We start from the raw sequence: 20,631 nt of genomic DNA, 5'->3' as shown, positions 1-20,631 counted from the left end.
ATGCTGAAAAAACGCATTATTCCATGTCTTGATGTCAAAGATGGACGTGTGGTCAAGGGGGTTAATTTTGTTAATTTAACGGATGTTGGTGACCCAGTTGATGCAGCGCGTGCTTATTATGAAGCTGGATGTGATGAATTGGTGTTCTTGGATATCACAGCAACGCATGAAAAACGTGATACGACAGTTGATATGGTAAGACGTGTTGCGGACCAAGTTTTTATTCCTTTTACAGTCGGCGGTGGTATTCGTTCTGTTGAGGATATGAATAAAATGCTAAAAGCAGGTGCCGATAAAGTAGCTGTTAATTCCTCGGCTGTTGCCAATCCACAACTCATCAAAGAATGTGCTGAAAAGTTTGGTAATCAGTGTGTGGTATCAGCTATTGATGCTCGTAAGGAAGCAGATGGCACTTGGCATGTCTATGTTGCTGGTGGTCGCAAAGACACTGGTATTGATTTGATTGAGTGGGCTAAAAAAGTAGTCAGTCTTGGTGCGGGCGAAATTCTTCTAACTAGCATGGATAAAGATGGCACAAAATCTGGCTTTGATTTGGAAATGTTAAACGCTGTTGCTGATGTGGTAAATGTTCCTATTATCGCTTCAGGTGGTGCTGGAAATATTGAGCACATGGTTGAAGTCTTTGAAAAGACAACGGCTACAGGTGCTTTAGCTGCTTCTATTTTTCATTATGGCAAGGTATCCATTGCAGATACTAAAGCAGCTATGGCTGAAGCTGGAATTGAGGTGAGACGATGAGTGATATTGAACTTGATTTTGCCAAACAAGATGGTCTTCTTCCGGTCATTGTCACTGATTATAAGACTGGTCAAGTTTTGATGTTGGCATACATGAATGAAGAAGCGTACCGTTTGACCTTGGAAACCAAGCAAATGCACTACTGGAGTCGTTCGCGCGATGAACTTTGGCACAAAGGAGCAACAAGTGGTCACTATCAATACGTTAAATCCATTAAAACCGATTGTGATTGTGACACGCTACTTGTAGCTGTAAAACAAGAAGGAGCAGCTTGTCACACAGGTGCTTACAGCTGTTTCTTCAATGATATTTTATAGAAAGGAAAACTATGTTAGAAACACTTTATAAAGAAGCCTTAGACCGTAAAGAAAATCCTAAAGAAGGTTCTTACACTAATTACCTTTTTGACAAAGGCTTGGATAAGATTTTGAAAAAAGTTGGTGAGGAAGCAACTGAAGTTGTTATCGCTGCTAAAAATGCTGACAAAGATGAAATCGCAAATGAAACGGCAGATGTTTTGTATCACTTGGCTGTCATGCTAGTTGAAACTGGTGTTACAACTGAGGATGTAGAAGCTGTTTTGAAAGCTCGCCAAGGCAAAAAAAGTAACGTTCACGACCGACTAGAAATCACAAATTACTAAGCAGAAGAGGTAGGAAAGTATTTCCTACTTTTCTTTATATCCTTAAAAGCAATCGATTGCACTAATTATGAGTGATGTGTTAGGAATAAACTAGAATTTAATGCCTAAAAACGAAATTTATTTTACGAAAACGCTTGCGCAAACATAAAGTATTTTGTATACTGAAAGCATAAAATACTATTAATTTTAAGACGGAGGTCTTCTATGAAAAAGGTGAGTCGGCTTTCTTTCCCAGAAAAGCGGGAGTACTTTGGGATTCGTAAGCTAAAAGTTGGTGTTGCTTCGGTTGCAATTGCAACAGCTTTGTTTTGGGGTGCTGGATTAACAAGCGTTTCAGCGGATCAGATTACTGCTCAAGCAGCTACTTCAGAAGTAGTCAGTGAGACGTCTTCTCCAGATGATAGCAGCGAGGCGCTTCTTGAGTCAGAGAAAGCCGTTGATGTTAATCAAACGATTGAAACAGTTAATGCTTCTGACGTAGTTGATAATAGCGAAAGTCAATCAACTGAGCCAGAGAGTCCAGTGGTAGAAGAAACTGAGCCAGAGTCACAGCCTCAAGAAGTTATTTCACAGACACAAGAGGTTCAAGGAACAGCAGCAACAGCTGAAATTGCTGATGTAAAAACAGTAACAAGTGCTGAAAACAGCAATCAGGTGAATCTCCTAAAATCTTCTCAACCTGATAATCAAGTGTCAAATCCTCCAATTGCTGAAGATACGATTCGTATGCATTTCCAAGCAGTTACGGATGATAATTACACTCAGTATGACTTGTGGACTTGGGGAGCCGTAGCTGAACCGTCTGATGGCAATAATTGGCCTGCAGCGGCAACGCCATTTTCAGCAAATCAAAAAGATGATTTTGGTTATTATATTGATGTGAGACAGGCAGCCAGTCACGGTGATATTGGTTACCTCCTTCTTAAAAATGGCGAGAAAACTAGTGACTCTGACCAAAGTATTAAACCTTTATCAAAAGATGTAAATGAAGTTTGGGTTACGTCTGATTTTATGACTTACAGCTATAAGCCGTTGGCAGATGATCGCATTATTCGGATTAATTATAAGCGTGATGATGGTAATTATGACGGTTGGGGTCTCTGGGCTTGGGGCGATGTAGCTGGGCAATTTGGTGCATGGCCATCAGATGCTCTTGATTTCACTCAGGAAGGTGCTTATGGTCGCTACATCGACTTACCTTTATCAAAATTATTAGATTCAAATATTGGTTTTTTATTGGTCAATCAAAATGACCCAGAAAAAGCTGGCAATAAAACGCTTGATATGAGTTTTTCTGATCGTGACATTCATAGTCAAATTTTCTTGCATAATGATGATGCGACTGTTTATACCAATCCGTACTATATTGCTACGGTGACAGGACAAGATTTTTCAAAAGCGACACCTGGAGTCCATAATATTTCAGTATCAGCAAGTAGCTATCGTCCTTTTAATTATAATGAAACTGATTTAATTGATGTGACAGTTACTAATCCAGAAAATGTTGAGATTACACGCATGCAAATTGATACCGCACAAATTGGTGGTAGGGTTATTGAGATTTCGCCAGAGCTCAATCGTGTCACAATTACAGCAACGTCAGATACTCAGCCAGGAACTTATGACTTACCAGTTCGAGTCTTTGATAAGGATAACGGTTATTACGATACAACAGTATCAGTTACGGTAACGAAACGTGTTAAACAAGCTGGAGAAGTAGACTGGGATGAACAAGTAATTTACTTCATGTTAACTGACCGCTTTTATAACGGAGACCCAAGTAATGACAACCCATATCATCAAGATTACGCTGGCGCAGTTAATCAAGCTGGTGTTTATAAAGGTGGAGACTTTAAAGGGGTGACTGCAAAGCTTGATTACCTCAAACAACTTGGTGTGACAAGTATTTGGGTTACCCCAATTATGGATAATATTCCGCGAGATGTTAGCACAGAAGCTGGTAAAGAATATTATGCCTACCATGGTTATTGGGCAGATGATTTTGAAAAGCTTAATCCGCATCTTGGCACACTTGATGATTTCCATGAGTTAATTGACCAAGCTGCTGAACGTGGCATTAACATCATTGTCGATGTAGTGCTTAACCATTCGGGTTATGGTACGGAAGATAAATTTACCGGAATGGTGCGTACGCCAGAAGAAGACAAAGGTGATGATATCCAAGGCTCGCAATCAGGTCTTCCAGATTTCAAGACAGAAGATGCAGCTGTTCGTGAGCAATTAGTTGCTTGGCAGACAGCTTGGCTTGAAAAATCAACAACCGCCAAAGGAAACAGAATTTATGCTTTTCGTGTCGACACTGTTAAACACGTTGATGATACGACTTGGCAGTATTTCAAAAATGAGCTAGCGCTAAAAGATGCTGATTTCCATCTAGTTGGAGAAAGTTGGGGTGCCAATTACAAAGATACCAAGGGTGATTTAGGCACTGGTAGCATGGATAGTTTGCTTGATTTTGGGTTTAAAGATATTGCTAAGTTGCTAGTTAATGGTCGCTTGAAAGAAGCAAATGATGAATTGATTGCTAGAAATGATGCGCTCACAAGTGCCTATACCTTGGCGCAATTTCTTGGAAGTCATGATGAAGATGGTTTCTTGTACAGTATTGGTGGCGATTTAAATAAACTAAAACTAGCAGCGACGCTCTTACTAACAGCCAAAGGACAGCCAGTCATTTATTACGGTGAAGAATTAGGTCAATCTGGTGCTAATAACTGGCCATATTATGATAATCGTTATGAGTTCGACTGGGACGACGTGGCTGGAAATGCAATTTTAGAACACTATCAAAAATTATTAGCCTTCCGTCGTGATAACAGTGAATTGTTGGTGCGTGGTAGTCACAGTACAGTAGCAGTTAATGATAGCCAAGGCTGGCTTCTTGCTAAACGAGCAAATGATTCAGATGCAGCTTATATTTTGTATAATTTGAAAGACCAGTCACAAAAACTTCACTTACTTTTATCTGAGGCAGCAACGGTGACTGATTATTACACAGGAACGACTTATCAAGCTCTTCTTGGACAAGACGGTCAGTATTATCTTGATATTGAAGCGCCAGCCATTTCAAAAGGTGGTACCATGTTGCTAAAAGTGTCTGCAGGTGCTATTACACAAGCTTTTATCGCTCAGACAGAAGAAGAGCCAATTGCTGAAAATACGCTGCGCGTTCATTTTAAGACCTTGCCATCAGATGATTTGGCAAGTCTTGGTTTGTGGACTTGGGAAGATGTCGAACATCCCTCTGAATCTTGGCCAAATGGTGCGATTAATCTTTCTAATCTTAAACACGACGCTTACGGTTATTACATCGATGTGAAATTGGTCAATGGTAATCGTCACAAAGTTGGGTTGCTCATCAATAATACTAGTGGTGAGAATGTTTCAGGGGAAAAAGTGGTGAATCTTATCAGCCAGGATATGAATGAAGTTTGGTTTGATGAGGATTATAATGCTAACTATTACGCCCCACTTGAAAAAGGAAAAATCCGTATTAATTACTATCGTAGTGATGGTAATTACAAGAATTTGGCAATTTGGTTGTGGGGAAGTGCAGACAGTTCCATTACTAGTCGCTTAGGTTCTTGGCCTGATGGTGTTGATTTTGAAAACTTTGGCAAATACGGTGCTTATATCGATGTGCCACTAGCCGATTTTAATGAGATTGGTTTCTTGCTCCTTTATGAATCAAAAGAAGGCGATGCGGCTAAGATTCAACCAGACAATTACACCTTTAAGGATTTAGCTAATCAAACACAAATTTTCTTGAAAGACGAGGATAAGACCATTTATACGAATCCATATTTTGTAAGCACTATTCGCTTAACATCCGCACAACAAATTAGTCAATCAGAACTTGTCGCTATTATTAGCAATCTAGCAGACGCCGATAAAGCTGAACTTCTAGAAAATCTTAAAGTGACTGATAAAGCTGGCAATGTCGTTGCTATTACAGATATTACTCTCGATAAGGCAAGTAATAAAGTTATTATCGAAGGTGATTTTTCAAGTGACGGTCTCTATACAGTAAGCTACAATGGCGATCAATACCAAGCACAGCAAAGTTGGCAATACACAGATTCTAAGTATGCTTACGATGGTGATTTAGGAGAACGTGTTTTTGATAATGGAGTGCGTGTTGATTTGACCGTTTGGTCACCAAATGCAGATAACGTTTCTGTTGTTCTTTATGATAAGAATGACCAAACCAAAGTCGTTGGCAAAATTGCTATGATTAAAGGGGATAAAGGTCAATGGTCAGCTAGCTTAACATCAAGTCTTGGTTTAGGTATTAGTGATTATCGTGGCTATTATTACCACTATGAAATCACTCGCGGAAAAGAGACTGTTCTGGCACTTGACCCTTATGCTAAATCATTAGCTGAGTGGAATAGTGATTTGATTGGAACTGATCCATCTTATAAAGTGGCTAAGGCAGCTATTGTTGATACTAGTGCTATTGGCAATCAAGACTTGACTTATGCAGATATCAAGGGCTACAAAGATCGTGAAGATGCTATTATCTACGAAGCGCACGTGCGTGACTTTACGTCAGATACAGCTATTTCAGAAGAACTTCGCAATCAATTTGGTACCTTTGCAGCGTTTGCTGAAAAATTGGATTATCTTCAAAGCCTAGGTGTCACTCATATTCAATTGCTTCCTGTTATGAGTTATTACTACGTTAACGAAGTGATGAATAACAAGCGCTTAACAGATTATGCCTCAAGTAATACAAACTACAACTGGGGTTATGACCCACAAAGTTACTTTGCTTTGACAGGGATGTATTCTGAAAATCCAGCTGACCCAGCAAAACGTATTGAAGAATTTAAAAACTTGATTAATGAAATTCACAAACGTGGCATGGGAGTTATCCTAGACGTCGTTTATAACCATACAGCTGACCTTGCTATTCTTGAAGATTTGGAACCAAATTATTATCACTTCATGGAAGCTGATGGCAAGGCTAAGACAAGCTTTGGTGGTGGTCGCCCAGGAACAACTCACTATATGACACGACGTATGGTGCTTGATTCAATTGCTTATTGGACAAAAGAATTTAAAGTGGATGGCTTCCGCTTTGATATGATGGGTGACTTGGATGCTGAGACTGTTCAAATGGCTTATGACAAAGCAAAAGCTTTGAATCCAAATGTTATCATGCTTGGTGAAGGTTGGATTACTTATGCTGGTGATGCCAATGATAGCCGTCAACCTGCTGACCAAACTTGGATGGCACACACAGACAGTGTGGCTTCATTCTCTGATGATATTCGTAATCTCCTTAAATCAGGGTATCCAAGTGAAGGTGCACCATGCTTTATTACAGGTGGGGTTAAAAATTTGCAAGAGCTCTTTAATAGCATAAAGGCTCAGCCGAATAATTTTACAGCGGATGATCCAGGTGATGTAATCCAATACATTGCGGCTCACGATAATTTAACCCTTCACGATATTATTGCTAAATCAATCCACAAAGACCCATCAGTAGCAGAAAATGAAGCTGAAATTTTACGTCGTCAACGCTTGGGAAATCTTATTATCTTGACTTCTCAAGGAACAGCCTTCATCCATTCTGGTCAAGAATATGGTCGTACCAAACAATTCCGTGATGAAGCTTATAAGACACCAGTAGCAACTGATCAAGTCCCAGCAAAATCAGATTTGCTAACAAATGCTGATGGCACACCATTTGTTTATCCTTACTTTATCAGTGATTCTTACGATTCTACGGATGCTATTAATCATTTTGATTGGGCAAAAGCAACTGACGGCAAGGTTTACCCAGAAAATGCCAAAACGCAAGCTTATACCAAAGGGCTCATCGCTCTTCGTCGTTCAACAGATGCCTTTACCCTTAAGACAAAAGCTGATGTTGATAGCAAGGTCAAACTCATCACCATTCCAAATGAAAATGGAGTTGGTCAAGAAGATTTGATTATCGCTTACCAAACACAAGCAAGTAATGGTGACATCTATGCAGTCTTTGTCAATGCTGATAGCAAAGCGCGTGAGTTTGTCTTGTCAGATGATTACAAAGCTTTGTTGAACGCAGAAGTTCTTGCTGACGCCGATACCGCAGGTGTCGATGCTATCTTGAATCCAAAAGGTGTGGCGTTTACGGAAAATAGCATTACCCTTAATCCGTTAACAGCAACAATCCTACGTTTAAGAAAGGAAAACGCAGAAACAGAACGTACCCTTTATGACCAAGAAAGTGGTGTAAGTGTCATTTTAGCTCCAGGTGAACGTGAAGAAATTACACAGATTGAAGTTCATCACAAGGAAACAGATGACAGTCAAATCCCTTCAGTCTTGCAAGGTAAAGACTATGATTTATATGATATCAAGCCTGAAGATGCTTATGGCCATGTTGTTAGCACAACTCAAAAAGATCAAGTCATCTTACCAATTGATGCTGGTAAAGCTGTTGCAGAAGTTTTCTATCTTCCAAAAAATGCACAACCGCAACTTCTAGCCTTTAGAGAAGTTAGCAAGTTAGTGGCTGGGCAAGTCGTTAAATTCGTCATCTTTGATGTTGACCACTTCAACCAATATGGCATTGTTTATCAAGACCAAGTGGCAAAAACTGAAGTGCCAGCTAATTCGAATCAAGTGTCGAAAGCTATAGCGCCAGCCAAAACTCAGACTGGAGTCCGAAATCAAGCTGCTTCTCGAGTCCTTTCTGACCTTCAAAAAGTTGCTGTTACTGAAAATAGCACGGTTGCCTTGCCAGAAACTGGTCAAAAAGATAGTAAAACTCTAACGTTTGTTGGTCTTCTAAGTCTTGCCAGTCTAGCAGTGTTAGAAGTTAAAAGACGTCAAAAAAGTCATTAACATTTAAATACATTACTTTCCTTATATAAAGAGCTCCCCTTCTAAAATTGAAGGGGAGTGTTGCTTCGTATTAATGTTTTTGTAACCTCTTTCCTTTAAAAAATTATATAATAGTAATAAGAAATGTAAGGGGGAGTTGGTACTATGCATATATTAATTGCACCTGATTCATTTAAGGAAAGTTTGTCAGCACTTGAAGTTGCAAAAGCTGTTCAAAAAGGTTTTCGAAAAGCTTTGCCAAATGCGACTTTTGATGTCATGCCTGTTGGTGACGGTGGTGAAGGAACTTTGGAAGCCTTGACAGACGGTCTTCATTTAAAACGTGAAAGCCACACCGTTACTGGCGCGTTTGGTCAACCAGTCGAAGCTCATTATGCGACTAATGGTCGGTTGGCCGTTTTTGAAATGGCAGACATTTGTGGTTTGGAAAAAGTGCCAATGAATCAGCGGAGCCCATTAACCCTTACGACAAAAGGTGTTGGTGAAATGATTGGTCACTTGGTTGACCTTGGTGTTGAAGAAATCATGATTGGTGTTGGAGGTAGTTCAACCAATGATGGTGGTCTGGGAATGGCGGCAGGTCTTGGCTATCGTTTCTTTGACAAAATAGGTCATGAAGTCGAAGCGGTTGGCAAACACCTTGGTGATATTACCATGGTTTCTTATGAAAGCTGTCGTTGGGATTTATCTCAAACTAAGGTGACAGTTATCACTGACGTGACAAATCCTCTATGTGGTCCAAATGGGGCAACCTATATTTTTGGAGGACAAAAAGGGCTTGCAAAAGATGACTTTGCAAGCGTTGATAAAGATATGGAAAGATTTTACCAAACTTTCTTCCCAGCTGTTTTGGATTTGGCTGGAGCGGGAGCAGGTGGCGGAATGGCAGCAGGTTTAGCAGCCTTTGCTGGAGGTCAAATCATTTCTGGCATTGATGCTGTTCTTGACATGCTTGATTTTGACCAACGTGTTCAGAAAGCTGACATCGTTGTTGTCGGAGAAGGACGAATGGATAAGCAAAGTCTTTCAGGTAAAGCTCCTGTTGGTCTAGCACAGCGCACACCTCGTGGTAAATTAGTCATTGCTATCTGTGGTAGTCTCAAAGATGATTTACCAAGCTTTCCGATTTCTAACATTCAAGCAGCTTTTCCGATAATTGCTGACGTTGATACTTTAGAAAATACCCTTGATAAAGTCGAGCAAAATCTGGAACGCACCGCCCAAAACATCGGAAATTTACTAAGCTTTGCTAGATTTTAATCCTTGTTAAATAATTTTGACCAGAAGCCTTTTTTAGGGGCTTCTTTTGGTTTTTCTGGAGTAGTCGGAAAGTGTTCAGATAATAGAGGATTAGCTACATTTTCAGCTTTGGTTGAATGAACGATAATGCCGTAAGGTGATTGAGCATTCTTTTCATCAACAATGGTTGCTTGCATGTTTTGTTCTTGAGCGATTTTCATGTAAAACATTTGGTTTGAGACGGAGAGTTTTGGAGAAATTTTAACTAATATTGTGTCGTATTGTTTAGCTAATTGTCCTAAAATATCACTAAAACGATTTTTAACCTCTTCTAAACGGCTATCTTCAAGAGGAATTGATAAGACGACGCGTTCGGCAAAAGTTCCAAAATAAAGACGTTGTTCATCAGGATTTAAGCGTTTTTCGCCTGTTGCGGCTTGTAAAACTTTATTTTCTAAATCAGTCATGGTAGGGCCCTCCATATGTTCTTACAATCATTATAAGTTAAATTTACTAAACTGTCAGTTTTGGGCTGTTTTGTTATTGAAAACTGTGAAAAGCTATGAAAGTTGGTAGCGATTTTCAAAACTTCTCGTTTTTATTTGCTTAAGCGTCGATATTATGGTATTATTTTAGTGTAAAAATATTAAAAACTCATAAGGAGAGTAACATAATGTCAATTATTACTGATGTTTACGCTCGCGAAGTCCTTGACTCACGCGGTAACCCAACACTTGAAGTAGAAGTTTACACAGAATCAGGCGCATTTGGTCGTGGTATGGTTCCTTCAGGAGCTTCTACTGGTGAACACGAAGCAGTTGAACTTCGTGACGGAGACAAATCTCGTTACAACGGTCTTGGTACTCAAAAAGCTGTTGACAACGTTAACAACATCATTGCTGAAGCAATCATCGGTTTCGATGTTCGTGATCAACAAGCTATCGACCGTGCTATGATCGCTCTTGACGGTACTCCAAACAAAGGTAAACTCGGTGCAAATGCTATCCTTGGTGTTTCTATTGCCGTAGCTCGTGCAGCAGCTGACTACCTTGAAGTTCCACTTTACAGCTACCTTGGTGGTTTCAACACTAAAGTTCTTCCAACTCCAATGATGAACATCATCAACGGTGGTTCTCACTCAGACGCTCCAATCGCTTTCCAAGAATTCATGATCGTACCTGCTGGTGCACCTACATTCAAAGAAGCTCTTCGTTGGGGTGCTGAAATCTTCCACACACTTAAGAAAATCCTTAAAGAACGTGGTCTTGAAACAGCTGTTGGTGACGAAGGTGGTTTCGCTCCTAAATTTGAAGGAACTGAAGACGCTGTAGAAACAATCATCAAAGCTATCGAAACTGCTGGTTACAAACCAGGTGAAGATGTATTCCTTGGATTTGACTGTGCTGCATCAGAATTCTACGATAACGGAATCTATGACTACACTAAATTCGAAGGTGAAGGTGCTGCTAAACGTACTGCTGCAGAACAAATCGACTACATCGAAGAATTGGTTAACAAATACCCAATCATCACTATCGAAGATGCAATGGACGAAAACGACTGGGACGGATGGAAAGAACTTACTAAACGTCTTGGTAAACGTGTTCAATTGGTCGGTGATGACTTCTTCGTAACAAACACTTCATACCTTGCACGTGGTATCAAAGAAGAAGCTGCTAACTCAATCCTTATCAAAGTTAACCAAATCGGTACTTTGACTGAAACATTCGAAGCTATCGAAATGGCTAAAGAAGCTGGTTACACTGCAGTTGTATCACACCGTTCAGGTGAAACTGAAGATTCAACAATCGCTGACATCGCAGTTGCAACTAACGCTGGTCAAATTAAAACTGGTTCACTTTCACGTACTGACCGTATCGCTAAATACAACCAATTGCTTCGTATCGAAGACCAACTTGGTGAAGTAGCTGAATACCGTGGATTGAAATCATTCTACAACCTTAAAAAATAATCTCTGATTATATTAAGGTAAAAACCTTAGCTTAGGCTAAGGTTTTTTTGTGTTTTTAAAAATTGTATTGACATATTGTCGATAAGATAGCTTGGTTAAGTGAACACAAAAGAGATTATAAAAATGCTTGAAGTAAATTTTCTTCAAGCATTTTTTGTAAAATCTTATTTTTCAAATTCAGCTTTGCTCTTAGTATCGGCATATTCTTCGGCAACTTCTTTTGAAAGAATGTCGTTATAACTTGGTAGTGCAATACTAGAACCATATTTATTTTTCAAGGCTGTGGTTACGAGGCGATAAGCCAGGTTAGCATTACGTGAAAGAATTGGTCCGTGGAAGTAGCTACCGTAGACGTTTTTGTAATGAACGCCTTCAGTACCGTCTTCTTTATTATTACCGTTTCCGTAAACACATGTTCCAAGTGGTTTTTCATCTTCTGAAAGGAAAGTACGTCCTTGGTGATTTTCAAAACCGTAATAAGTTTCGTTAAATTCATCATTGTGAATTTTGATATCACCAATAAAACGATTATTATTTTGACTAAGGGTATAGTGTCCCATAACCCCAAGACCATCGATTTTTTCACCGTTTGCTTGGACGTAGTATTGACCTAGAAGTTGGAAACCACCACAGATTGCAAGCATAACTTTGTCTTTGTTGATGAAATCAGCGATAGATTCTTTTTTGCCTGGTAGGTCTTTAGCAACGATTGATTGTTCGTAATCTTGTCCGCCACCAAAGAAAGCCATATCATAGTAATTGGCATCAAAGCTATCACCAAGTGACACAATATCAAAGGTCATTTTAGCACCTAGTTTTTCACCGACGTATTTCATCATGAGAATATTACCGTTGTCACCGTAGGTATTCATAAGATTTCCATAAAGGTGAGCAACGTTTAATTCGTATTGATATTCTTTATTTGCAGGAGATTGTAGTGAAGTATAAGTCATTTTAGTTCATCTCCTTTCCAACAGCGTGACGACTTGCTAAGATTTCGCGGAATTGAAGCATAGCTGTGTAAGTCGCTAAGATGTAAGCATGGTCAGTTGGTTGAGCTTCAATCAAAGCCATGATATCTTCTAAGCTTTCAGCTTCTGTAATTTTATCTTCATCATAACCTGTCACACGTAAGCGACGTGCAATTTCAGAGTGGCGCACGCCTCCAGCAAAGGCTTGTGGAATATCCATGTCTAAGATAGATTCAAAGTTAGCATCCCAAATCCAGCTAGTATCAATTCCGTCAGCGTAGTTGGCATTGAGTAGAACTGATAGTGTAAATGGATATGGAGCCAATTTAATCATATCAAGAGCTTGGCTAGCACCAACTGGGTTTTTGATAAGAACCAAAGTACAAGATTTATCACCGATTTTGAAGGTTTCTTGACGTCCAAAGACTGCACGGCTCTTGTCAAAACCAGCTTTGATTTTTTCAGGAGAAACTCCAAAGAACTCAGCTACAGATACGGCTGCAAGGGCGTTATAGATATTGTAAAGACCACCGACGTTAATCTTGTAATCTTGCCCATCAATGACAAATTCAGATGTAGTATTCGTGATTTTTGTCAAATCTGTCAAAGCATAATCAAGTTTTGGACGGTGGAAACCGCAATTTTCACAAACGTAATCACCAAGGTTAGCGTAAGTGTTAAGCTTGTATTTCAAGATGCTTTGGCATTGTGGGCACAAGATACCTTCAGTGTTGTAGTGAGCTAATTCTGGTGCATGCTTTTCAGTATCAAAACCATAGTATTTGACTGGATTGATGACGTTTGTTGAATTGAAGAGTGGGCTGTCTCCATTAGCTAGGATAGTTGCATTTGGGGCTTTTGCTGCACCATCCAAAATCATTTGATAAGTTGTATAGATTTCACCATAACGGTCCATTTGGTCACGAAAAATATTTGTGAAGACAAAAAGACTTGGAGTGATGTATTCTGTGATTTTTGGAAGGCTTGCTTCATCAATTTCTAGCACAGCGATTTTTTTTCCAGATTTAGCTCTTTTATCTGTCAAGAAAGTTGATGTGATTCCGGTAATCATGTTAGCTCCACTAGGGTTTGTCACGATTTCACCGAAAGCCTCACGCAAAATACCTACTGTTAAAGCAGTCGTGAGGGTTTTACCGTTTGTACCAGTGACAACAACAATCTCATAATCTTTGGCAATCGTATTTAAAATGTCTTTGTCGAATTTGAGGGCGATTTTTCCAGGTAAGGTTGAGCCACGTCCCATTTTTGAAAGAATGGCGTGAGCTGCTTTACCAGCCGTAATTCCCATTAATGTGTTTACTTTCATAGGAATATTGTACCACAAAAAGGAATATTCGAATAAAGAAAATCTTTTTTAAAAGTGGTATAATAGAAAGGTAGTTTTATTTAGTTATAGAAAAGAGATGTATGTATGAGTAATTTAGCGGCTATTGATGCTAAATTTTGGGCAACTTTAGTTGAAAATCCATGGACTATTGTTGTTCATTTACTAGATATTTTAATCGTAGCATATTTTATTTATCGTTTAATAAAAGCCTTAGCTGGCACGAAGATTATGTCCTTGATTCAAGGTGTTATCTTCTTTATCATTTTGAAATTTGTCGCTGAGTGGATTGGCTTTACGACCATCACTTATTTGATGAATCAAGTTATCACATACGGTGTTATCGCGTGTGTTGTTATCTTTGCTCCTGAGATTCGTTCTGGTCTTGAAAAATTTGGTCGTTCAACGCAAGTTTTTTCACAAACGCAACAAGTTAGTGACGAAGAAAAACTGGTTGAAGCCTTGGTAAAATCAGCTGCTTACATGAGTCCTCGTAAAATTGGTGCCTTGATTTGTATCGAGCGCACGCAAACATTGCAAGAGTATATTTCTACAGGGATTCCTTTGGATGCTGATATTTCAAGTCAGTTGTTGATTAATATCTTCATCCCGAACACACCTTTGCATGATGGTGCGGTAATCATTAGTGGTAATAAAATCGCGACAGCTTGTTCTTACCTTCCTTTGTCTGAGTCAATGGCCATTTCAAAAGAATTCGGAACACGTCACCGCGCAGCTATTGGACTTTCAGAAAACTCAGATGCTCTTACAATTGTTGTGTCAGAAGAGACTGGTGGTATTTCAATTACTTCAAAAGGTGAGTTTTTGCATGATTTGACCAAAGAGAATTTTGAAGCGATTCTTCGCACCCACTTAATTACAAAAGTTGAGGAAGAAGAGCATTGGTATCAAAAATTTTGGAGGAAGAAAAAATGAAAAAGTTTTTCAATAGTCAATTCTGGTTGGTTATTGTGTCAATTATCTTTTCTATTCTCCTATTTTTGACTGCCACAACAAGTAATTATACGCATGTTGGGTCACAGGTATCTGGAGCAACAGAGACTTTTACCCACACCCTAACAAATGTCCCCATCGATATCAAATACGATAGTGATAAGTATTTTATCAGTGGTTATTCGTATGAAACAGAAGTTTATTTAACATCAATCAACCGTGTTAAATTGGACTCTGAAATCAATAATGACACGAGAAGTTTCAAGGTTGTTGCTGACTTGTCAAATTTAGGTGAAGGGACTCAAACAGTGCCTCTTAAGGTGACTAATTTGCCATCAGGTGTTACAGCGACAGCTTCACCTAATAATATCTCAGTGACTATTGGCAAAAAGAAAACCAAAACATTTGATGTTCAAGGCGTCATTGATGATAATCAAATCGCCAAAGGCTATGAGCTGAAGAAAGTGTCAACAGACATATCTGAAGTTGAAGTCACAAGTGCAGAATCAATCATTGATCAAATCGATCATGTGGTTGCTAAGCTGCCTGAAAATGAAGTCTTAAATGGCAATTACAATGGACGAGTAGCCCTACAAGCTGTTGCCTCAGATGGCACAATTCTTGCTAGTGCGATTAACCCGTCAAAAGCTCGACTTGAAGCGACAGTTAAGAGATTGACCAAAACCGTTCCTGTGACTGTTAAGATGACTGGTAAAATGAATGATAAGCTATCAAATATCTCTTATAGTCTCAGTCAAGACCAAGTGACGATTGCTGGTAGCCAAGACGCCCTTAACGCTGTTAACGAGGTGGTTGCTAATGTCGATGTCTCAAATGTGACAAAAGATACTAATTTGAGTGTCAACTTAACAGTAGATAATGTGGCAGTAGAGCCTTCTGTAGTGACGGTACAGTTGACAGTGACAAAAAAATAGTTCATAATAGCTAGGACTATATATTAAAGAATACTGGGCAAGCAAATTTTTTGCCCTTAGGAAATGAATATTAGTAATGGAGGAAGCGAATTTTTCGCTAAAAAAATAATGGGAAAATATTTTGGAACAGATGGTGTTCGTGGAGAAGCAAATGTTGAATTGACCCCTGAGTTAGCTTTCAAATTAGGACGCTTTGGTGGCTATGTTCTTAGTCAGCATGAAACAGGACGTCCAAAAGTATTTGTAGCACGCGATACTCGAATTTCAGGTGAAATGCTTGAATCAGCTTTGGTAGCTGGACTTCTTTCAGTTGGTATTGAAGTTTACAAACTTGGTGTTTTAGCAACTCCAGGTGTTTCATATCTTGTTCGTACTGAAAAAGCTAGCGCTGGTGTTATGATTTCTGCTAGTCACAACCCTGCTAAAGATAATGGTATTAAATTCTTCGGTGGTGATGGATTCAAATTGGCTGATGATCAAGAATTGGAAATTGAAGCTCTTCTTGATGCACCAGAAGATACCCTTCCACGCCCTTCAGCAGACGGTTTGGGAACACTTGTTGATTATCCAGAAGGTCTTCGTAAATACGAAAAATTCCTTGTATCAACAGGTATTAGCTTAGAAGGAATGAAAGTTGCTCTTGATACAGCAAACGGTTCAGCATCTGTATCTGCACGTGATATTTTCCTAGATCTTGATGCTGATATTACAGTTATCGGTGAAAATCCAGATGGTCTTAACATCAATGATGGTGTAGGATCAACTCACCCAGAACAATTGCAAGAACTTGTTAAAGAATCAGGTGCTGCAGTTGGTCTTGCTTTTGATGGTGATAGCGACCGTTTGATTGCTGTTGATGAAAATGGTGAAATCGTTGATGGTGATAAAGTTATGTACATCATCGGTAAATACCTTTCTGAACGTGGACAATTGGCTCACAACACAATCGTAACAACTGTTATGTCAAACCTTGGTTTCCACAAAGCACTTGACCGTGAAGGTATTAACAAAGCTATCACAGCTGTTGGTGACCGTTACGTTGTTGAAGAAATGCGTAAATCAGGCTATAACCTTGGTGGTGAACAATCAGGTCACGTGATTATCATGGATTATAACACCACTGGTGATGGTCAATTGACTGGTATCCAATTGGTTAAAGTCATGAAAGAAACTGGTAAACCACTTTCTGAATTGGCTGCCGAAGTTACAATTTACCCACAAAAATTGGTTAACGTTCGTGTTGAAAACAGCATGAAGAGCAAAGCCATGGAAGTTCCAGCTATCGCAGAAATCATCAGCAAAATGGAAGAAGAAATGAATGGAAACGGTCGTATCTTGGTCCGCCCAAGTGGTACAGAACCACTTCTTCGTGTTATGGCAGAAGCTCCAACCGATGAAGAAGTAAGCTACTATGTCGATACTATCGCTGATGTCGTTCGTAAAGAAATTGGAATCGACTAATTAAAATAAATGAAAAAGGATTGAGCAGTGGTGCTCTCCTTTTTTGCTTGCTAAGATTTTATTGTATTTAATTCATTGGTTATCTCACTTAAAAATGTTATAATAGCGTCATGCTAACAAAACCAACATCAGCTTATGTACATATTCCTTTTTGTACGCAGATTTGTTATTATTGTGATTTCTCAAAGGTATTTATTAAGAACCAGCCTGTCGATGAGTATTTGCAGGCTCTTATTCGTGAGTTTGAGTCTTATGATATTAAGAAGTTGCGTACTTTATATATTGGTGGTGGAACACCAACCTCAATTACGGCAGAACAACTGGAGTACTTGTTGACGAATCTGACTAAGCACTTGGATTTGAGTGTTTTAGAAGAATTCACTATTGAAGCTAACCCAGGTGATTTAACAGAAGATAAGATTGAAGTGCTCAAGCACTCAGCCGTGAATCGTGTGTCACTTGGCGTTCAGACTTTCAATGACAAGCATTTGAAGCAAATTGGGCGTAGTCACAATGAAGCTCAGATTTATTCAACGATTTCAAATTTGAAAGAAGCTGGTTTTCATAATATTTCCATTGATTTGATTTATGCGCTTCCTGGTCAAACCATGGAAGATGTTAAGGAAAATGTGGCTAAGGCTATTGCACTTGATATTCCGCACTTAAGCCTTTATAGTTTGATTTTGGAACATCATACGGTTTTCATGAATAAGATGCGTCGCGGTAAATTACAATTACCTAAAGAAGATTTGGAAGCGGAGATGTTTGAATACATCATTTCTGAGTTAGAAGCTAATGGATTTGAGCACTATGAAATTTCAAACTTCACCAAACCAGGTTTTGAAAGCCGCCATAATTTGATGTACTGGGACAATGCAGAGTATTTTGGTGTGGGAGCAGGGGCTTCTGGTTATTTAAATGGTGTCCGCTATCGTAATCGTGGACCAATTCAGCATTATCTTAAAGCAGTTGCTCAAGGTAATGCCAGATTGTCAGAAGAAAAATTGACAAAAGATGAGATGATGGAAGAAGAATTGTTCTTAGGATTACGTAAAAAAACTGGTGTCTCAATCGCTAGATTTGAAGAAAAATTCGGCTTGTCTTTTGAAGAACGTTATGGTCAAATCGTGAGAGAACTTTGTCAGCAAGGCTTATTGGTTCCAGATGATAAGGTGGTACGCATGACCAAAAAAGGACTGTTTTTGGGAGACACAGTCGTAGAGAGATTTATATTGGAGTAAAAAAGATGGGATTAAGTTATCAAGAAAAATATCAAGTACCTTTTTATGAAAGTGATATTAATCAAAATATGAAATTATCACAACTCTTATCGCTTGTTTTGCAAGTTTCTGGCAAACAATCGTTAAGTCTTGGAATGAGTGACGAGTATGTTTTTCAAACTTATAATCTTGTCTGGATTATCACAGAATATGCTATTGAGATCGACCGCTTGCCTAAATATACCGAAAACATTGTAATCGAGACGGTGCCAACAGCTTACAACAAGCTCTTTTGTTACCGTGATTTCAATGTCTATGGCGAAGATGGTGAGAAGATTTTGACCATTCATTCAACCTTTGTTTTGATGGATTATGACACTCGAAAAGTACATCCTGTCGTTGATGATATTGTGGATGTTTACCAAGTAGAAAAAGTTAAAAAAATCTATCGTGGTCCTCGTTATGAAGGCTTGGAAAATCCAGAAGAAACCTTATATCATGTGCGTTTCTTTGATCTTGATTTAAATGGTCATGTTAATAATAGTAAATATCTTGAATGGATGTATGATGTTTTAGATGTCAATTTTTTGGAAAAATACATTCCTCACCAAATCAATTTGAAATATGTCAAAGAGGTTCAATATGGCCATGACATTAAGTCACGAGTTGAACGTGATGGATTGACAACCAAACATGAAATTGTCACTCAAGGTGTGGTACGAGCTCAAGCACGCATTGAATGGAAAGAAAAATAAGCGCTCTGCTATTTTTAAATAATTAAGGAAAGAAGTAAGACTTAATGACCTTTTAACTTACCTGAAAGGTCATTTACTATATATGGAGGAAAGAATGACATATAAAGGCTATTTGATTGATTTAGACGGAACAATTTATAAAGGAAAAGATCATATTCCAGCTGGGGAACGCTTTATCCAACGTCTACAAGAACGACAAATTCCTTATGTATTGGTAACGAACAACTCAACACGTACTCCTGAAAAAGTACAAGAAATGTTGGCAACACAATTCAACGTTCACACGCCCCTTAATACGATTTATACGGCAACAATGGCAACGATTGATTACATGAATGATTTAAATCGTGGCAAAACGGTTTACGTGATTGGTGAAACTGGTTTGAAAACAGCGATTACTGAAGCAGGTTATGTCGAAGATACTGAAAATCCGGCCTATGTCGTTGTTGGACTTGATACTGATTTGACTTATGAAAAATTGGCAGTAGCAACATTAGCTATCCAAAAAGGTGCTGTCTTTATCGGAACAAATCCAGACTTGAATATTCCAACAGAACGAGGTTTGATGCCAGGAGCTGGTGCCATTAACAATCTATTAGAAGTTGCAACACGTGTTAAACCAGTTTATATCGGAAAACCGAATGCCATTATCATGAACAAAGCTTTGGACGTCCTTGGGGTCAAACGTGAAGAAGCTATCATGGTTGGAGATAACTACCTAACAGATATCATGGCAGGAATTCAAAATGATATTGCTACTTTACTTGTGACAACAGGATTTACCAAACCTGAAGAAGTGCCAACACTTCCAGTAAAACCTGACCACGTACTAGCTAGCCTTGACGAATGGAATTTTGATGAAAAATAAACTTTGGACTTTTGGTACTTGGCTGTGGCTGCTATCTTTAGCAGTGCTAGTAGCTATTTACGGCGCGTGGTTAATCTATCCTTTAGAGGTGGATTGGCTCAAGCTTACCCTCCAAGTGACTATAACAAAAGCTGATCTCTTAAAAAACTTCAATGTCTTGATGACATATCTGACGAATCCATTATCGCACACTCTTGCTATGCCTGATTTTCCTTCATCAGCTAGTGGGCTTAAGCATTTTGGCGACGTGAAGCATCTATTTCATTTAGCACAAGCAGTATTCATCTTACTGGCTTATCCATCTTGGCATTTTTTGAAAAATAGCAGAGCTGAAAAGTCACTTTTTCTTCATCAGAGAGCTTTTACATTAGCTGCAATTTTACCGATTGTCATTGCAGTAGTAGGTCTTTTGATTGGTTTTGACCAATTTTTTACCCTTTTTCATGAAATGCTATTTCCAGGGGATTCTAGTTGGCTCTTTAACCCAGCAACAGATCCGATCATCTGGGTGCTACCAGAAGAATACTTCATGCACTGCTTTATCATCTTCTTTGTAACTTATGAAGCACTCATGCTAAGCTTACTTGTCATAGCAAGGAAACAATTAGCAGAGCGCCTAGTACATCATGGTAAAGAGAAAGGATAAGC

The 20,631-nt window shown here is 38.9% G+C and carries 16 protein-coding genes; 13 read left to right on the top strand and 3 right to left on the bottom strand.

Features of this window, described 5'->3' with window-relative positions:
• The 5 genes from hisF to STRINF_RS08185 all read left to right on the top strand — a co-directional run bounded on the left by hisF (window position 1) and on the right by STRINF_RS08185 (window position 9,523).
• Window positions 1–759, top strand: coding sequence for an imidazole glycerol phosphate synthase subunit HisF (hisF, locus tag STRINF_RS08205; RefSeq protein ID WP_006532645.1), 759 nt, complete (start codon window positions 1–3; stop codon window positions 757–759).
• Window positions 756–1,076: a phosphoribosyl-AMP cyclohydrolase gene (gene hisI, locus STRINF_RS08200; protein WP_006532644.1), complete on the top strand. Its 321-nt coding sequence runs from the start codon at window positions 756–758 to the stop codon at window positions 1,074–1,076. Before hisF ends, hisI begins: the two co-directional genes overlap by 4 nt.
• An 11-nt stretch (window positions 1,077–1,087) precedes the next feature.
• Window positions 1,088–1,402, top strand: a complete 315-nt coding sequence (gene hisE, locus STRINF_RS08195) for a phosphoribosyl-ATP diphosphatase (protein ID WP_006532643.1) — start codon at window positions 1,088–1,090, stop codon at window positions 1,400–1,402.
• A gap of 204 nt (window positions 1,403–1,606) precedes the next feature.
• A complete protein-coding gene (locus tag STRINF_RS10040; protein WP_006532642.1) occupies window positions 1,607–8,263 on the top strand; it encodes a pullulanase in 6,657 nt (2,218 codons plus the stop codon).
• 144 nt (window positions 8,264–8,407) lie between these two features.
• Window positions 8,408–9,523: a glycerate kinase gene (locus tag STRINF_RS08185; RefSeq protein WP_006532641.1), complete on the top strand. Its 1,116-nt coding sequence runs from the start codon at window positions 8,408–8,410 to the stop codon at window positions 9,521–9,523.
• On the opposite strand, the gene STRINF_RS08180 is transcribed toward STRINF_RS08185, so the two are convergent.
• A complete protein-coding gene (locus tag STRINF_RS08180) occupies window positions 9,520–9,969 on the bottom strand; it encodes a YueI family protein (RefSeq protein WP_014334992.1) in 450 nt (149 codons plus the stop codon). The genes STRINF_RS08185 and STRINF_RS08180 overlap by 4 nt on opposite strands.
• Before the next feature lie 206 nt (window positions 9,970–10,175).
• Here STRINF_RS08180 and eno point away from each other — a divergent pair, with 206 nt between their 5' ends.
• On the top strand, window positions 10,176–11,474 hold the full coding sequence (gene eno / locus STRINF_RS08175; RefSeq protein ID WP_006532639.1) for a surface-displayed alpha-enolase: 1,299 nt from the start codon (window positions 10,176–10,178) through the stop codon (window positions 11,472–11,474).
• 164 nt (window positions 11,475–11,638) lie between these two features.
• Here the strand turns inward: eno and gatD are convergent, their stop codons facing one another.
• Together gatD and murT are read right to left on the bottom strand one after the other, a co-directional pair.
• Window positions 11,639–12,427, bottom strand: coding sequence for a lipid II isoglutaminyl synthase subunit GatD (gatD, locus tag STRINF_RS08170; protein ID WP_006532638.1), 789 nt, complete (start codon window positions 12,425–12,427; stop codon window positions 11,639–11,641).
• A 1-nt stretch (window position 12,428) separates the two neighbouring features.
• Window positions 12,429–13,772 carry a lipid II isoglutaminyl synthase subunit MurT gene (gene murT / locus STRINF_RS08165; protein WP_006532637.1) on the bottom strand — a complete coding sequence of 448 codons (1,344 nt, stop codon included), beginning with the start codon at window positions 13,770–13,772 and terminating at the stop codon, window positions 12,429–12,431.
• A 105-nt stretch (window positions 13,773–13,877) separates the two neighbouring features.
• On the opposite strand from murT, the gene cdaA reads away from it, so the two are divergent.
• The 7 genes from cdaA (at window position 13,878) to STRINF_RS08130 (ending at window position 20,629) form a co-directional block, all read left to right on the top strand.
• Window positions 13,878–14,726: a diadenylate cyclase CdaA gene (cdaA, locus tag STRINF_RS08160; RefSeq protein ID WP_006532636.1), complete on the top strand. Its 849-nt coding sequence runs from the start codon at window positions 13,878–13,880 to the stop codon at window positions 14,724–14,726.
• Window positions 14,723–15,679: a CdaR family protein gene (locus STRINF_RS08155; RefSeq protein WP_006532635.1), complete on the top strand. Its 957-nt coding sequence runs from the start codon at window positions 14,723–14,725 to the stop codon at window positions 15,677–15,679. Before cdaA ends, STRINF_RS08155 begins: the two co-directional genes overlap by 4 nt.
• A gap of 108 nt (window positions 15,680–15,787) precedes the next feature.
• Window positions 15,788–17,140, top strand: a complete 1,353-nt coding sequence (gene glmM, locus STRINF_RS08150) for a phosphoglucosamine mutase (protein ID WP_014334987.1) — start codon at window positions 15,788–15,790, stop codon at window positions 17,138–17,140.
• Window positions 17,141–17,250: 110 nt separating this feature from the next.
• Complete coding sequence (gene hemW, locus STRINF_RS08145) at window positions 17,251–18,381, top strand: radical SAM family heme chaperone HemW (RefSeq protein ID WP_006532633.1); 1,131 nt, start codon at window positions 17,251–17,253, stop codon at window positions 18,379–18,381.
• A 5-nt stretch (window positions 18,382–18,386) separates the two neighbouring features.
• Window positions 18,387–19,115, top strand: a complete 729-nt coding sequence (locus STRINF_RS08140; protein WP_006532632.1) for an acyl-ACP thioesterase domain-containing protein — start codon at window positions 18,387–18,389, stop codon at window positions 19,113–19,115.
• A gap of 94 nt (window positions 19,116–19,209) precedes the next feature.
• Window positions 19,210–19,983: a TIGR01457 family HAD-type hydrolase gene (locus tag STRINF_RS08135; RefSeq protein WP_014334985.1), complete on the top strand. Its 774-nt coding sequence runs from the start codon at window positions 19,210–19,212 to the stop codon at window positions 19,981–19,983.
• Window positions 19,973–20,629 carry a TIGR01906 family membrane protein gene (locus STRINF_RS08130; RefSeq protein WP_006532630.1) on the top strand — a complete coding sequence of 219 codons (657 nt, stop codon included), beginning with the start codon at window positions 19,973–19,975 and terminating at the stop codon, window positions 20,627–20,629. The genes STRINF_RS08135 and STRINF_RS08130 overlap by 11 nt, the downstream gene beginning before the upstream one ends.
• Window positions 20,630–20,631 lie beyond the last annotated feature (2 nt).

It is taken from the genome of Streptococcus infantarius subsp. infantarius ATCC BAA-102, from assembly GCF_000154985.1.
Taxonomy (GTDB): Bacteria; Bacillota; Bacilli; order Lactobacillales; family Streptococcaceae; genus Streptococcus; species Streptococcus infantarius.
The sequence above is the reverse complement of the archived record's forward strand: the minus strand, read 5'-3'. Positions and strand labels throughout refer to the sequence as shown.

Bases quoted from the DNA above. Each gene is read 5' to 3' on its own strand.
- murT (WP_006532637.1), bottom strand. From the start codon at position 13,772: ATGAAAGTAAACACATTAATGGGAATTACGGCTGGTAAAGCAGCTCAC.
- STRINF_RS10040 (WP_006532642.1), top strand. From the start codon at position 1,607: ATGAAAAAGGTGAGTCGGCTTTCTTTCCCAGAAAAGCGGGAGTACTTT.
- hisE (WP_006532643.1), top strand. From the start codon at position 1,088: ATGTTAGAAACACTTTATAAAGAAGCCTTAGACCGTAAAGAAAATCCT.
- STRINF_RS08155 (WP_006532635.1), top strand. From the start codon at position 14,723: ATGAAAAAGTTTTTCAATAGTCAATTCTGGTTGGTTATTGTGTCAATT.
- cdaA (WP_006532636.1), top strand. From the start codon at position 13,878: ATGAGTAATTTAGCGGCTATTGATGCTAAATTTTGGGCAACTTTAGTT.
- hisF (WP_006532645.1), top strand. From the start codon at position 1: ATGCTGAAAAAACGCATTATTCCATGTCTTGATGTCAAAGATGGACGT.
- gatD (WP_006532638.1), bottom strand. From the start codon at position 12,427: ATGACTTATACTTCACTACAATCTCCTGCAAATAAAGAATATCAATAC.
- STRINF_RS08135 (WP_014334985.1), top strand. From the start codon at position 19,210: ATGACATATAAAGGCTATTTGATTGATTTAGACGGAACAATTTATAAA.
- hisI (WP_006532644.1), top strand. From the start codon at position 756: ATGAGTGATATTGAACTTGATTTTGCCAAACAAGATGGTCTTCTTCCG.
- STRINF_RS08130 (WP_006532630.1), top strand. From the start codon at position 19,973: ATGAAAAATAAACTTTGGACTTTTGGTACTTGGCTGTGGCTGCTATCT.
- STRINF_RS08140 (WP_006532632.1), top strand. From the start codon at position 18,387: ATGGGATTAAGTTATCAAGAAAAATATCAAGTACCTTTTTATGAAAGT.
- hemW (WP_006532633.1), top strand. From the start codon at position 17,251: ATGCTAACAAAACCAACATCAGCTTATGTACATATTCCTTTTTGTACG.
- STRINF_RS08185 (WP_006532641.1), top strand. From the start codon at position 8,408: ATGCATATATTAATTGCACCTGATTCATTTAAGGAAAGTTTGTCAGCA.
- STRINF_RS08180 (WP_014334992.1), bottom strand. From the start codon at position 9,969: ATGACTGATTTAGAAAATAAAGTTTTACAAGCCGCAACAGGCGAAAAA.
- eno (WP_006532639.1), top strand. From the start codon at position 10,176: ATGTCAATTATTACTGATGTTTACGCTCGCGAAGTCCTTGACTCACGC.
- glmM (WP_014334987.1), top strand. From the start codon at position 15,788: ATGGGAAAATATTTTGGAACAGATGGTGTTCGTGGAGAAGCAAATGTT.